The 12838-nt window shown below is 55.8% G+C and carries 11 protein-coding genes and 2 pseudogenes; 6 read left to right on the forward strand and 7 right to left on the reverse strand.

Annotated elements, in window-relative coordinates; all coding sequences use genetic code 11:
* Nucleotides 1-54: 54 nt before the first annotated feature.
* Nucleotides 55-1311: pseudogene (locus RSAL33209_RS05055) on the forward strand (MFS transporter).
* Between the two features lie 7 nt (nucleotides 1312-1318).
* On the opposite strand, the gene RSAL33209_RS05060 reads toward RSAL33209_RS05055, so the two are convergent.
* Nucleotides 1319-2143 (reverse strand): hydroxymethylpyrimidine/phosphomethylpyrimidine kinase, encoded by an 825-nt coding sequence (locus RSAL33209_RS05060; protein WP_041684475.1) that lies wholly within the window; start codon nucleotides 2141-2143, stop codon nucleotides 1319-1321.
* Between the two features lie 127 nt (nucleotides 2144-2270).
* On the reverse strand, nucleotides 2271-2519 hold the full coding sequence (locus RSAL33209_RS05065; protein ID WP_012244599.1) for a putative acetyltransferase: 249 nt from the start codon (nucleotides 2517-2519) through the stop codon (nucleotides 2271-2273).
* Nucleotides 2520-2570: 51 nt separating this feature from the next.
* On the opposite strand from RSAL33209_RS05065, the pseudogene fdxA reads away from it, so the two are divergent.
* The 3 genes and pseudogenes from fdxA to RSAL33209_RS05075 form a co-directional block, all read left to right on the forward strand.
* A pseudogene (gene fdxA / locus RSAL33209_RS19565) lies at nucleotides 2571-2933 on the forward strand (ferredoxin); the annotation flags it as partial.
* A 24-nt stretch (nucleotides 2934-2957) separates the two neighbouring features.
* A complete protein-coding gene (dapC, locus tag RSAL33209_RS05070) occupies nucleotides 2958-4127 on the forward strand; it encodes a succinyldiaminopimelate transaminase (RefSeq protein WP_041685225.1) in 1170 nt (389 codons plus the stop codon).
* Nucleotides 4128-4202: 75 nt separating this feature from the next.
* Nucleotides 4203-5486: a citrate synthase gene (locus tag RSAL33209_RS05075; protein WP_012244600.1), complete on the forward strand. Its 1284-nt coding sequence runs from the start codon at nucleotides 4203-4205 to the stop codon at nucleotides 5484-5486.
* 75 nt (nucleotides 5487-5561) lie between these two features.
* Here RSAL33209_RS05075 and galE read toward each other — a convergent pair whose 3' ends face one another.
* Entirely contained in the window at nucleotides 5562-6575 is a 1014-nt protein-coding gene (galE, locus tag RSAL33209_RS05080) for a UDP-glucose 4-epimerase GalE (RefSeq protein ID WP_012244601.1), read from the reverse strand.
* A 103-nt stretch (nucleotides 6576-6678) separates the two neighbouring features.
* Here galE and RSAL33209_RS05085 point away from each other — a divergent pair, with 103 nt between their 5' ends.
* The gene (locus tag RSAL33209_RS05085; RefSeq protein WP_012244602.1) at nucleotides 6679-7290 is read left to right on the forward strand and encodes a hypothetical protein; all 612 of its coding nucleotides are present in this window, start codon (nucleotides 6679-6681) and stop codon (nucleotides 7288-7290) included.
* An 18-nt stretch (nucleotides 7291-7308) separates the two neighbouring features.
* On the opposite strand, the gene RSAL33209_RS05090 is transcribed toward RSAL33209_RS05085, so the two are convergent.
* Together RSAL33209_RS05090 and dapD are read right to left on the reverse strand one after the other, a co-directional pair.
* On the reverse strand, nucleotides 7309-8175 hold the full coding sequence (locus RSAL33209_RS05090) for a hypothetical protein (protein WP_012244603.1): 867 nt from the start codon (nucleotides 8173-8175) through the stop codon (nucleotides 7309-7311).
* A gap of 28 nt (nucleotides 8176-8203) precedes the next feature.
* Nucleotides 8204-9205: a 2,3,4,5-tetrahydropyridine-2,6-dicarboxylate N-succinyltransferase gene (dapD, locus tag RSAL33209_RS05095; RefSeq protein ID WP_041684479.1), complete on the reverse strand. Its 1002-nt coding sequence runs from the start codon at nucleotides 9203-9205 to the stop codon at nucleotides 8204-8206.
* Between the two features lie 78 nt (nucleotides 9206-9283).
* Between dapD and dapE the strand changes: the two genes are divergently transcribed.
* Nucleotides 9284-10357, forward strand: coding sequence for a succinyl-diaminopimelate desuccinylase (dapE, locus tag RSAL33209_RS05100; RefSeq protein WP_012244604.1), 1074 nt, complete (start codon nucleotides 9284-9286; stop codon nucleotides 10355-10357).
* 10 nt (nucleotides 10358-10367) lie between these two features.
* Here dapE and RSAL33209_RS19570 read toward each other — a convergent pair whose 3' ends face one another.
* Together RSAL33209_RS19570 and RSAL33209_RS05110 are read right to left on the reverse strand one after the other, a co-directional pair.
* Nucleotides 10368-11906 (reverse strand): amino acid ABC transporter permease, encoded by a 1539-nt coding sequence (locus RSAL33209_RS19570; protein WP_012244606.1) that lies wholly within the window; start codon nucleotides 11904-11906, stop codon nucleotides 10368-10370.
* Nucleotides 11907-11972: 66 nt separating this feature from the next.
* Nucleotides 11973-12806, reverse strand: a complete 834-nt coding sequence (locus RSAL33209_RS05110; protein WP_012244607.1) for a glutamate ABC transporter substrate-binding protein — start codon at nucleotides 12804-12806, stop codon at nucleotides 11973-11975.
* Between the last annotated feature and the right edge of the window lie 32 nt (nucleotides 12807-12838).

Below are 12838 nucleotides of genomic sequence, written 5' to 3' on the forward strand. Positions count from 1 at the left end.
GTATAAGTGATTGACTTAAAACAATCACTTCAGAACACTGGAATGGTGAACACCATGAGCCTGCTCCGCAGCAGCAATTTTCTGAAGTTCTGGTCAGGTCAGACGATCAGCCAGCTCGGCTCTCAGCTGGGATTATTAGCGATGCCGGTGCTGGCAGTTGGCTTGCTGCATGTCAGCGAATTTGAAGTGGGCGTACTGGCTGCGGCCGGCACCATCGCGTTTCTCGTGGTGGGATTGCCTGCTGGTGCTTGGGTAGATCGCTGGGTGAAAAGGCGCGTGATGATTGCCGCGGACCTGGTCCGAGTTGCTGGCATGCTAGCCGTTCCAGTGCTTTGGTGGACCGGCACGCTGCACGTTTGGCACCTCTATCTCATTGCTGCGGTGGTTGGCGTAGCCACGGTCTTCTTTGATGTTTCCTACCAGAGCATTGTGCCGTTGTTGGTGCACGGCGAACAGGTTGCTGACGCTAATTCGAAGCTGGAGGGCACGGCGTAGATTTCCCGTATTGGTGGACCAGCGCTTGGCGGCGGTCTGCTGACAATTATTAGTGCGCCGGTATTATTCGTGGGCGAAGCCTTGGGTTACTTTGCTTCGGCAATATTTCTCTGGCGGACAAAGGTTTCTGAGCAAGCTCAGCCCAAGGCGGATCGCAGACCATTAGTCGTCGAGATCAAAGAGGGGCTTGTTTTTGTCGCCAAACACGCTTTGTTGCGCCGGATTGTGATTTGCACGGCGTCGTCGAACTTCTTCGGCAATATCTCGGCCACTTTATTGCCAATATTGGTTCTACGCCATTTAGATTTAGGTGCCGCAGGACTGGGCATAGTGCTTTCCGTCGGGGCTGTTGGCGGGCTTTTGGGCGCAATCGCAGTTCCTCGCTTAGCCGGTTGGGTGGGTGAAGGCCCGCTGATTCCGATCTCCTCGATTGCCTTTTCGCTGGCGCTACTTTTAGTCCCGTTGAGTGCCACATTGTCTGGTCGAGGTTTACAGCTGAGCGTTTTGATCGTTGGTGAATTCATCTCAAGTTTTGGCATTCTTGCTTACAACGTGATGCAGGTGAGTATGCGGCAACGAGTCTGCCCACCCAAGTTACTGGGTAGGATGAACGCGTCGATCCGGTTTGTCATTTTCGGTGTGATGCCGATTGCCGGCATACTCTCGGGTTTGCTCGGCAGCTGGCTCGGATTGCTACCAACTATTTGGATCGGTGTCCTTGGCGGATTACTGGCACCGGTCGCTGTGGTCTTCTCGCCGCTGTGGCAGATGCGCAAACTGCCGGATTCGGTCGATTACTCGGCAGCTTCAGTGTGAGGGCCAGCTAGCGCGTAGTTCCCTGCCAGACGGCGTCAAAGGGTGCGTGTGAAGCGACGCGGGCTTGTATTGCCTCGGTCACAAAAGACTTAGCAGTCTGCGCCGCAGCCAAATGCGTTGCGCCCTTAGCTAGTTCGGCGGCCACAGCTGCGGCGAGTGAACAGCCTGCGCCGGAGACGGCGACTTCACCAACCTTGGCCGCGCTCAGTACTTCAAGAGTGGATCCGTCATAGAAAACGTCCACTGCCTCAGCTCCGGCGAGCCGGACGCCGCCCTTGGCCAGGACCGTGGCACCAGAGGCATCAAAGATCCGTTGGGCGGCTTCTTTGAGCTGCGCCACAGTGTTGATCTCGGCCAAGCCAGACAAGGAGAGCGACTCAAAGTGGTTTGGCGTGACGAAGGTTACCTTGGGCAAAATTTCGCGCTTCAAGGCTTGATCGGTATCCAAAGCAGCGCCAGGTTCTTGGCCTTTGCAGATGAGAACCGGGTCAAGCACGATGTTTTTCCAGGACTGCCCAGCCAGCGCGTTTGCCACCGTCTCGATCGTTGCTGGCGTGCCCAACATGCCAATCTTGACGGTGTCCAACTGATCCGGTTGGTACGCCGTCGTAATCGCTTCTAGTTGGTCAGCAATGACCTGCGCTTCAACCGGAACGAAGCGGTGGTTCCAGTTCTGTTTCGGGTCGAACGAGACGATGCAAGTTAGAGTCGCGATGCCAAAAACGCCAAGTTGTTGAAACGTCTTCAGATCTGCTTGCGCGCCAGCGCCACCGGTTGCTTCGGAACCAGCAATAGTCAAAGCAATGGCGGGATTGTTCTGGGTAGAAGTCATAAGAACAATCCTGCTCTTCTGAGCCGCCAAACATCAAATTGCGCATGCACACCAAATCGCGTATTCGCGATAGCTTGACAGCTTTGCGTTAGCCAGAAGGCGTGTCAACTAGCTAACGCAAAGCTGTCTAGCTATCTGAAACCGGTGCGGGGCCCAAGCGTCGGGTTCGAGGGAGCGGAGCGGGTGGTACCTCTTTAGCCGCCACGATGTCTGCGCGAAGAATTACGACGTCGCCACGCTTGGTCTGCACCGTGGCCGAGATATCGTCGAGGGTCAAAAGCTGGCCCAGGGCATCGGTGAGCGGCAACGGTCCTGGAATCCGATGCCGCACAATAACGCGCATTCCAGCCTTGAGAGCCGCCATGTGATCAACCACCTGTTCATAGTAAGACTTGATGGCACGTCACGGGCCGTCTTGTGGGGGATAATGAATAAGGCTCGAGTCGAACCAGATCGAGCTGAAGGCAGCAGGAAAGGTTGGGACGTGACGTATGTAATCGCGCAGCCGTGCGTGGATATTAAAGACAAGGCATGTATTGAAGAATGCCCTGTTGACTGTATCTACGAAGGTGAACGATCGCTTTACATTCACCCCGATGAATGTGTGGACTGCGGCGCTTGCGAGCCAGTGTGCCCAGTCGAAGCAATCTATTACGAAGACGATGTGCCGGAAGAATGGGCCGATTATTACAAGGCAAACGTCGAATTCTTCAACGAAATCGGTTCTCCTGGTGGAGCGGCCAAAGTTGGCAGTACCGGCACCGACCACCCCTACATTTCGGCACTTCCGCCGCAGAATCAAGGCTCATCTCCAGTGCCGGGCGCTAAAAGGGGGTTTAGCCTAGAGCTTCCAGAATATCCCTGGGAAGCAGTTGCGCCCTACGCCGAGCGTGCGCGGCAACACCCGGACGGCATAGTGGACTTGTCAATTGGTACGCCGGTTGATCCGACGCCACAACTGATACAGGACGCGCTACGTTCTGCGACTGATGCGCATGGTTATCCGACCACGCAAGGCCGTGAACCGTTGCGCCAAGCCGTGGTCGGTTGGTTCGCTCGACGGCGTGGCGTCGCGGGGCTAAGCCCAGAACAGATCTTGCCAACGATTGGTTCAAAAGAACTTGTTGCCTGGCTGCCGTTGCTGCTGGGCCTGGGCGAGGGCGACGTCGTCGTCCGGCCAAAGATTGCTTACCCCACCTATGACATGGGGGCTTTGCTGGCCGGAGCAACACCGGTTGCCGCAGATTCGCTGGCTGAGTTGGATGCGGACACTCTAAGCCGGGTGCGGCTTATCTGGCTAAACTCGCCGGGCAACCCTACTGGCGAAGTGCTTTCCACTACGCAGATGGCAGAAGTGGTCGCGCAAGCGCGCGAGCTCGGCGCTGTGGTCGCCTCTGACGAATGTTATGCCGAGCTCGGTTGGGGTGAGTGGGAAGACGGTGTGCCGTGCATTCTGTCGCAAGAGGTCTCTGCTGGTTCTAGCCAAGGTTTGTTAGCGATTTACTCGCTCTCCAAACAATCAAATCTTGCCGGGTACCGGGCTGCTTTTGCCGCGGGTGATGCAGATTTGATTGAGAACCTGCTCAATAGCCGCAAACATGCGGGCATGATTGTGCCTTGGCCGGTTCAGGAAGCTATGCGAGTGGCTTTGGGTGATGATGCGCATGTTCAGGTACAAAAAGACCTGTATCGAGCTCGACGTGCGGCGCTCAAGCCAGCTCTTGAAGGTTTTGGATTGCAGATTCACGGTTCAGAAGCAGGTCTCTATCTTTGGGCGAAGCCGGTCGGTGCGCATGCGAATGATGACTCTTGGGCTACCGTGGGCAGGTTTGCCGATCGTGGCATTTTGGTAGGGCCAGGGGTGTTTTATGGCGAGGCTGGTACGGGATTCGTACGAGTATCGCTGACCGGCACCGACGAGCGAATTACAGCTGCAGTGCAGCGGCTAAGTCAAGAGATTCCTGAGTTCAGCACTTCAAATTAGCGCTACAGCCCTACTGGGCGGTAGTTTCTTAACTGCGGAGACATCCCATTAGCCGCGAAAATCGAAGGGGACCCCATGACTGATTCCACATCGGCATCGTTGCGCTATGCGGGCGGCGAGCTCGAGTTGCCTCGAATCAAAGCTGCCGAAGGCAATGACGGGTACGACGTATCCAAACTTCTCAAAGACACCGGAGCGGTCACCTATGACCCCGGTTTCATGAACACTGCGGCCACGACCTCCGCAATCACCTACATCGATGGTGACGCCGGCATCTTGCGTTACCGGGGTTACCCGATTGAAGAGCTGGCGCAACACTCAAACTTCCTTGAAGTTTCGCACTTGCTGATCTACGGAAACTTGCCGACCGGAAACGAGCTGTCGGAGTTTGATCAGAAGATTCGTCGGCACACGTTGCTGCACGAGGACCTGAAAGGGTTCTTCGGCGGATTCCCTCGGGATGCACACCCCATGCCGGTGCTGTCGTCCGCGGTCTCGGCACTTTCAACGTTTTACCAGGATTCGCTTGATCCGTTTGACGACGATCAGGTGGAGCTGTCCACAATTCGACTGATGGCAAAGCTGCCCGTTATCGCGGCATATGCGCATAAAAAGTCCATTGGCCAGCCGATGCTTTACCCGGATAACTCGATGAATCTGGTGGAGAACTTCCTGCGGATGTGCTTCGGCCTGCCCGCCGAGCCATACGAGCTGGACCCGGTAATGGCTAAGGCGCTCGACTTGTTGCTCATCCTGCACGCCGATCACGAGCAGAACTGTTCGACGTCGACGGTGCGTTTGGTCGGTAGCTCGAATGCAAACATGTTCGCTTCGATTTCCGCGGGTATCAATGCACTTTTTGGTCCTTTGCACGGTGGCGCGAACGAAGCTGTGCTGAACATGCTTCGACAGATCCAGGCCTCGGGCGATCCGGTAGAGAAGTTCATTGAGCGAGTCAAGAACAAAGAAGACGGCGTGAAGCTCATGGGCTTCGGGCACCGGGTCTACAAAAACTACGACCCGCGGGCCAAGATCGTCAAATCAGTAGCTGATGACGTGCTCTCGCGTTTAGGCGGTAACGACGAGTTGCTAGACATCGCGATGAAACTTGAAGAGAAGGCGCTGACTGATCAGTACTTCGTCGATCGCAAGTTGTACCCGAACGTAGACTTCTACACCGGCGTGATCTACAAAGCGATGGGTTTCCCGGAGAAAATGTTCACGGTGCTCTTTGCCTTGGGCCGTCTGCCCGGTTGGATCGCGCAATGGCGCGAAATGATGAAGGATCCGGCCACCAAGATTGGCCGCCCTCGCCAGTTGTACACGGGAGAGCCTGAGCGCGCTTACCCCTCACGCTAACTTTCAACAAACGCTGCACCACTTTTCGGCCTTAAACCAGGGTTTTAAAGCCGAAAACTGGTGCAGCGTTTGGGGTTAAGCGGTGTAGCCGTTGGGGTTGTTCTTTTGCCAACGCCAGTGGTCTTCACACATTTCGTCGAGCGACTTTCTGGTCGACCAGCCTAAATCAGCTAGCGCCGAAGAAGGATCGGCCCAGAACGCTGGCAGGTCTCCTGCACGTCGAGCAGCAATTTCGTAGGGCAGCGAGTGACCCACTGCCTTCTCAAACGAGTGCAAGACTTCAAGAACCGAACTGCCGACGCCGGAGCCCAAGTTCCAACGAAAAACACCCGGCATTGCGGTGATGAAGTCCAAAGCGGCGACGTGACCTTGGGCAAGGTCCATCACATGGATGTAATCACGCTGTGCCGTGCCGTCCGGGGTATCGTAATCGCCACCGAAAATCATCAGCTTATCTCTGCGGCCCACGGCAACCTGAGCGATAAAAGGTACTAAGTTATTAGGAATGCCCAGCGGATCTTCGCCAATCCGGCCCGAAGGATGTGCGCCTACCGGGTTGAAATAGCGCAGCAAAGCAATTTTCCAACGGTCATCTGCGGCGCAAATATCAGACAAGATGTCTTCAATGTGTTCTTTCGTGCGGCCGTAGGGGTTGTCAGAGCCGATTTCCATTTTTTCGATATACGGGAACGGACTCAGGCCACCGTAAACCGTAGCTGACGAAGAAAACACAATATTCCGGACGCCATGCGCGTCCATCGCTCGGAGCAGATTGATCGTGCCAGTGACGTTGTTGTGGTAATAACGCAATGGCTCGCGAACGGATTCGCCAACAGCTTTCAGCCCGGCGAAGTGGATGACCGAGTCGATATTTTCCTGGCTGAAAAGCTCAGTCAACGCCACTTCGTCGAGCAAATCGATCTGACGGAAAGCCGCAGCTTTTCCGGTAAGTTCTTCAACACGTCGTAGCGATTCTTCGGAAGAATTCACTAGGTTATCTAGTACCAGCACCTCATGGCCGGCCTCGAGGAGGGTCAATGTCGTGTGGGAACCGATATAACCGCTTCCGCCTGTTACAAGCACTTTCATAACGTCAGCCTACCGGGCAAATAAGCTAGCCAGCCGAAGCGAAATTGCCGGTATGGCGAAAATTAAACCGAGACTGTGGCTGGAACTGAGCTAATCTTGAGGCATGCACCATACCGGCGGCCCCGGATGGCGAATCACCATGGACAGTTCCGGCCCTTTGCTGATCGCCCTCTATCTTCGAGACGTTTCAGGCTTGGTGACGGCCGGGACTCCATCGCTCTGCGCTGCTAGCCCCGCGATCAAGGCGACCGATAGCCGGCAACTAACCCAGGCCGTTGGCGGTATGGAGATGCTGCGCTTCGAATGGGAGCAATGGTGGTCGCAGCTTTTAGGTACTTTCCCTGGACTGCCACCAGAACTGACTCCGCCAGATTTTCCTGGTTTTGATGGAAACGCTGCCTTACAACGTCTTCTGCAAGCCCATTTCGGCGCCGCATTGAATTGGTCGCGCGAACGACTAAGCGAGTATCAATTGCTCGCAAGCCAGCGCGAGACTTTGGGGAACCCCAAGATTTTGGCACGACTGGTCCAAGAGCGAGAGCTTGAACTGGGCCGGAATGCGCGGGATTTCAACCTGAAAATTGTAGAACTTCCGTTGGCAGAACCCAGAGCCTGGTTTTTGGAACCGAATCGAATGGTGATGAGTCAAGAGTTGCTGGGGGACCCAGAAGCGTTTCGAAGCTACGTGCAGCCAGTAGTCGAGATTCTGGTCTGAATCGTCTCAAGATTACCGTTAGGGCGATTTCAGAGTGATTATGACTTCCTGGTTGTTCGACTGATCGGAAGGCTGCCAGCCGCGATTTGCGCCGGCGTCGTTATTTGAGCGTTGCCAACTTTCCCCGGCATAGCTCACCTGGACTATGCCAAGGTCTAGCGCGTTTGCCACCGCCCATTGCGCAAAAGCCCAACCAGCGGGCTCGCTTGCACTGATTCTGACCGCGGAGCCATCAATACGTGCCGGTGTGGAACCGAAACTCGACTGCAGCTTGGTCAAGATAGCCTGGCCCGGAACTGCTGCATCGGGGGCTTCTAAGGTGCAGATGAGCGCGGCAGTGGAATAGCCAGTAAGCGCGGAGGCGAAGGCTCGCGCCATTGACTCATGCTGACCGTAGGCCTCAGGAAAGGCTGAGCGTTGCACGGCGTCGCCAGCTTCGGTAATAGTCAGGTTTTGATAGTTGGCAATTTTGACTAAGCCATCATAAAAAGCATTGATTGAATAAACCGGGTCCATAATCTGTTCCACCGTGCCCCAGCCTTGTGAGGGACGCTGCTGAAACATGCCCACCGAGTCCCGGTCGCCATGCGATATGTTCCGCAATTTGGATTCCTGCATTGCGACGGCGATCGCGATGGTCACGGCACGTGGCGGCAGCGAACGTCGGGTGGCAACGGCGGCTATGAGGGCAGCGTTTTCAGCTTGATCTGGTGCCAGCATAAACTTGCCGCTTTCAATTGCGGCTGAGCAACCGACTAACAGCTTGGCTGGCGGCTGTTCGAAGAAATTGACCGCCCACAGCCCACCAGCAACGATCAGCACGATCGTAAAAGCCATGGCCAGTAGCCAGATTAAGGCAGCCCGAGTTCTAGACTTGCGACTCATTGGCTACTCAACTTAATATTCATTGCGGCTAATTGCTATGCAGGGCCGCGTTGAGCTCAACTGTTTGGCCTTGGCGGGGCAAAACTTCAACGCCGCCCGAAGTCGAGTTGCGTCGGAAGAGCAAGTTTGGCTGCCCGGAGAGCTCGGCGGCTTTGACGATCTGGAACGTGTCTTCACCGTCAGCGTCCTTCGGGCCAGGCACTCGCACCCTGGTGCCCGCGGTAACGTAGAGCCCGGCTTCGATCACCGAATCATCACCCACCGAGATTCCGACGCCGGAATTGGCGCCGAGCAACACCCGGTCACCAATAGTGATGCGCTCTTTGCCACCGCCGGAAAGCGTGCCCATGATGGATGCGCCGCCGCCGACGTCGGAGCCTTCACCCACTACAACTCCGGCCGAGATACGGCCCTCAACCATGGAGTTACCCAAAGTGCCGGCGTTGAAGTTGACGAATCCTTCGTGCATGACGGTGGTGCCCTCGGCCAAATGCGCACCCAAACGAACCCGATCAGCGTCGGCAATGCGCACGCCCGCCGGGAGCACATAATCAACCATGCGAGGGAACTTATCTACCGCGAAGACCTGTACATTGCCACGGCTGCGGAGCCGGCCTCTTGTGAGTTCAAAGTTCTCCGGGGAGCAGGGGCCAAAGTTCGTCCACACGACGTTTGGCAATACTGCGAAGATGCCGTCCAGTGAAATGCTGTTCGGGGCAACCAATCGGTGTGAAAGAAGGTGCAGACGCAAATAAGCATCGGCAGTATCTGCCGGAGCAGCGTCGAGGTTAATCTGGGTAAAGATCACTTGCTGGCTTACAGTACGGTCGGCGTCGGTGCCGGATTCAGCGAGCGCGCTCAGTTCTGGATCAGCTTCCGGCGCACTGCCTAGAGACTCGGTGGCTAACCCGAGAGCTGGCGCGGGGTACCAGACCTCCAAGACGGTGCCATCAGCGGCGATTGTGGCCAGGCCGAAGCCGTGTGCCGCGCGGTCAATAGTGGTCTCTGCCCCGGATGCTGTTGTGCTCATAACTCCATCTTCGCTTAGTCGCTGCAAGCATGCCAAAAGCGTTGCTGTGAATACCAACGAAAGTATTAGGCTAAAAAGATGCGATTTGACCTGCACGCTGACGTTGCCGAGCTGGCTGCCGCCCTCCTCGATGTTGAGAGTGTTTCAGCTAACGAAAAACAGATTGCTGATTTCGTTGAGGAGGCCTTGCATGCGCTTCCGCATCTAACAGTGTTGCGCGACGGTGATTCGATCATTGCGCGAACCGAGCTTGGCCGGGCGGAGCGGGTTATTTTGGCTGGGCACTTAGATACCGTGCCATTGCCGACGACGCCGGGAGCACGCGGGACGGTACCTTCCAGCTGGTCGGATGGGGTGCTATACGGTCGGGGTGCCACCGATATGAAGGGCGGCGTGGCCGTGCAATTGGCGCTCGCTGCGGCGCTCACCGAACCAAACCGGGATCTTACCTTTGTGTTTTATGACCATGAAGAGGTTGAAGCGGATCTGAGCGGCCTGGGCCGGCTGGCTAAAAATCATCGTGAGCTATTGAACGCAGATTTCGGCATTCTGTTGGAGCCTACCGATGGCGTAGTGGAGGGTGGCTGCAACGGCACGATGCGGTTTGAAGCCCGGATGCACGGCAAAGCAGCACACGCAGCCAGGGCTTGGATGGGGCATAACGCAATTCACGATGCTGCTGAGATTTTGAACCGGCTGCGCGATTACGCGCCGTTAACGGTATCGGTGGAGGGTCTTGATTATCGGGAGAGCTTGAACGCGGTAAAAATTCGCGGCGGCATTGCTGGAAACGTCATCCCAGATGAAGCGGTTGTGGAGATCAATTACCGCTTCGCGCCGAATAAGACCATAGAACAGGCTGAGGCCGTGGTGCTTGAGTTGCTTGCCGGATTAGATATAACCCGTACTGACGCTGCTCCGGGTGCGCGACCGGGCTTGGACCAGCCAGCGGCTGCGGCTTTTGTCGCGGCGGTAGGTGGCACCCCGAAACCCAAGTTTGGTTGGACCGACGTCGCCCGGCTTGGACAACTGGGCATCCCGGCCGTGAACTTTGGCCCGGGGGATCCGTTACTTGCGCATAGCGATGATGAACATGTCAGCGGCCAGGCAATCCGTGATTGCCTGGCCGCGTTGACGCGTTGGTTGAGCTAAAAGGATTAGCTTACGAAACTCCGATACCAGCGTTGCCCATATCGAGGTTGCCAGCTCCTGGTACAGCTGGAGGGTTCTTATTTGACGCTTTAGGGCTGCGACGCAGTCGGCTTTCTGCGAACTTCGCGAGGCCAGCAAGGATCAAACAACAGCCCACATAGAGCGTGCCGCCGATTATTGCGGCCGGGATGATCGGGGTTTCATATGAGGTCTGACCACCGTAGTAGTTGATCTTATAGAGCAACTCTTGGTACGTAATGATGAAGCCAAGCGCGGTGTCTTTGAGCGCTACCACCAATTGCGCAATGATCACCGGCAACATAGTACGCACCGCTTGCGGCAGCAAGATCATCGTCATCACACGGGTCTTGCGCAGTCCAATGGCATAAGCTGCTTCACTTTGTCCTTTCGGGACCGCGAGAATGCCAGCTCGAATGACTTCAGCAAGTACCGATCCGTTGTACAGGATTAGGCCCACAACCACCGCGATAAACGGCGTCATTCCTTGGAATCCAATTGACGGCAGACCGTAGAACATTAGCGCCATCAAGATCAGCAGCGGCACTGCGCGGAATAGCTCGGTAAACCAACCGACCGGGACCGAGATCCATCGTCGGTCAGACAACCTGCCGACAGCAAGAACCATACCTAAGATCAGTGAGCCAACTGCAGCGACGCCGAAGGCGCTGAGCGTAGAGCCGAGACCCTGCAGAATGTTTTGCTGAACTAGTGGAAAAGTGAAAAGACTCCATTTTTTCGCGCTAAATTGGCCGCTTTCGGCGAATTTATAGATGATAAATGCCAGAACTGCGGCAACAATCACAACAGTGATGATGCCCAATACTCGGTTGCGGCGAATGGCTTTGATGCCTGGGGCATCGAACAAGACCGTAGTCATCGGGCACCGCCTACTTTCCACTTCATTTTCTAACTTGCGCTGCACGAGGCTCAGTACCGCGACCAAAATAATGAAGCCCAACGCCACCCAAAGCAAGCTCTGCATCGCGGGATAGCCACGTTCGGAGAGGTTCGACCGGATCGCACCAGCCTCCAGCACCGAGAAGCCGGCTGCCACCGTGGTGTTCTTCAAAAGCGCGATAAATACGCTCATCATTGGCGGCACCACCGCACGGAAGGCTTGCGGCAGAATAACTAGCGACATGGTCTGGCCAAACGGCAAGCCAATTGCTCTAGACGCCTCGGCCTGGCCTACTGGCACAGTGTTAATACCGGCTCGAATGGCCTCAGAGACATAGGTCGCGGTGTAGAGCGACAATGCGATGATCGCCAATGGCACGAAACCGGGATTTGGAAAGCCGAGCTTCGGGTAGCCAAAGAAGAAAAACAGGAACACCAGAGTCAGCGGGGTATTCCGGATGACATTGACGTAAAACGTACCCAGAGCGCGCATCGGTGTGACTGGTGAAACGCGCAATGCCCCGACAATGACGCCCAGAATCAGGGCGAAAATTGCGGAGAAGAAGAACAGGATGATGGTGTTCTTGAAGCCTTCACCGAAGAGTTCAAGATTGTCTGTCAGTGTGTTCACTGAGTGATTCGCTGTCGATCAAGACGACGGTGGCACTCCGCATTGCGCGGAGCACCACCGATAGTCTTAGTAGTTTTCGACGGCGGGCTGGTCAACCTTGGTGCCCGATTTGCCCAAGGTACTGTCGTAGATTTTGGTCCAGACGTCTTTGCCCTTGGTCAGAGTGTCATTGAGGAAGGTCCGCAGCGCGGTATCACCCTTTTTGACGCCAATGCCGTACTTCTCCGTAGTAAACGGCGGCCCAACAACCTTCAAATTGTCCGGATCCTGGGCGGCGTAGCCGAGCAGGATCGCCTGATCGGTGGTCAACGCATCAGCTGAACCGTTCTTAACTTGTTCTACGCACTTTGAGTACAGATCGAATTCGGTAGTTTTAGTATCCGGGAACTTCGCCTTGATGTTCTGGATCGGTGTCGATCCGGTCGCCGAGCAGACCGTTTTGCCAGCCAAGTCTTTTTCGGAGTTGATCGAAGTGTTGTCCTTCTTCACCAGTAGGCCCTGACCGGTAACGAAGTACGGGCCAGCGAAGTCAACAAGGGCTTTGCGCTTGTCTGTAATCGAGTAGGTGCCCACGTACAAGTCAACCTGACCGTTTGCGAGCGCCTGCTCTCGGTTCGATGAGGCAATGGCTTGGAACTGGATCTTATCCGCGCTCAAGCCCAGCGAAGCGGCCATCCAACGGGCAATTTCAATGTCGAAACCGGAGTATTCACCGGTTGCGGGATCTTTGAAGCCCAGACCAGGCTGATCTTCCTTTACCCCAATGGTGATTTTGCCGTTTGACTTAATCTTGTCAAAGGTCGGGCTGCCGGAGAGGGAGACGTTGTCCGCGACCTTGTATGCGGCCTCGGAACCACCCTCGGAACTGCCGGGGGTGCTACCGCCACCACAAGCGCTCATGGTCAGCGCTGCGGCGACTCCAATGGCGCCGA

It is taken from the genome of Renibacterium salmoninarum ATCC 33209 (assembly GCF_000018885.1).
GTDB lineage: Bacteria > Actinomycetota > Actinomycetes > Actinomycetales > Micrococcaceae > Renibacterium > Renibacterium salmoninarum.

Coding starts and splice junctions, on each gene's coding strand:
- RSAL33209_RS05060 (WP_041684475.1), bottom strand. CDS start 2,143: ATGACTTCTACCCAGAACAATCCCGCCATTGCTTTGACTATTGCTGGT.
- RSAL33209_RS05075 (WP_012244600.1), top strand. CDS start 4,203: ATGACTGATTCCACATCGGCATCGTTGCGCTATGCGGGCGGCGAGCTC.
- galE (WP_012244601.1), bottom strand. CDS start 6,575: ATGAAAGTGCTTGTAACAGGCGGAAGCGGTTATATCGGTTCCCACACG.
- RSAL33209_RS05085 (WP_012244602.1), top strand. CDS start 6,679: ATGCACCATACCGGCGGCCCCGGATGGCGAATCACCATGGACAGTTCC.
- RSAL33209_RS05090 (WP_012244603.1), bottom strand. CDS start 8,175: ATGAGTCGCAAGTCTAGAACTCGGGCTGCCTTAATCTGGCTACTGGCC.
- dapD (WP_041684479.1), bottom strand. CDS start 9,205: ATGAGCACAACAGCATCCGGGGCAGAGACCACTATTGACCGCGCGGCA.
- dapE (WP_012244604.1), top strand. CDS start 9,284: ATGCGATTTGACCTGCACGCTGACGTTGCCGAGCTGGCTGCCGCCCTC.
- RSAL33209_RS05110 (WP_012244607.1), bottom strand. CDS start 12,806: ATGAGCGCTTGTGGTGGCGGTAGCACCCCCGGCAGTTCCGAGGGTGGT.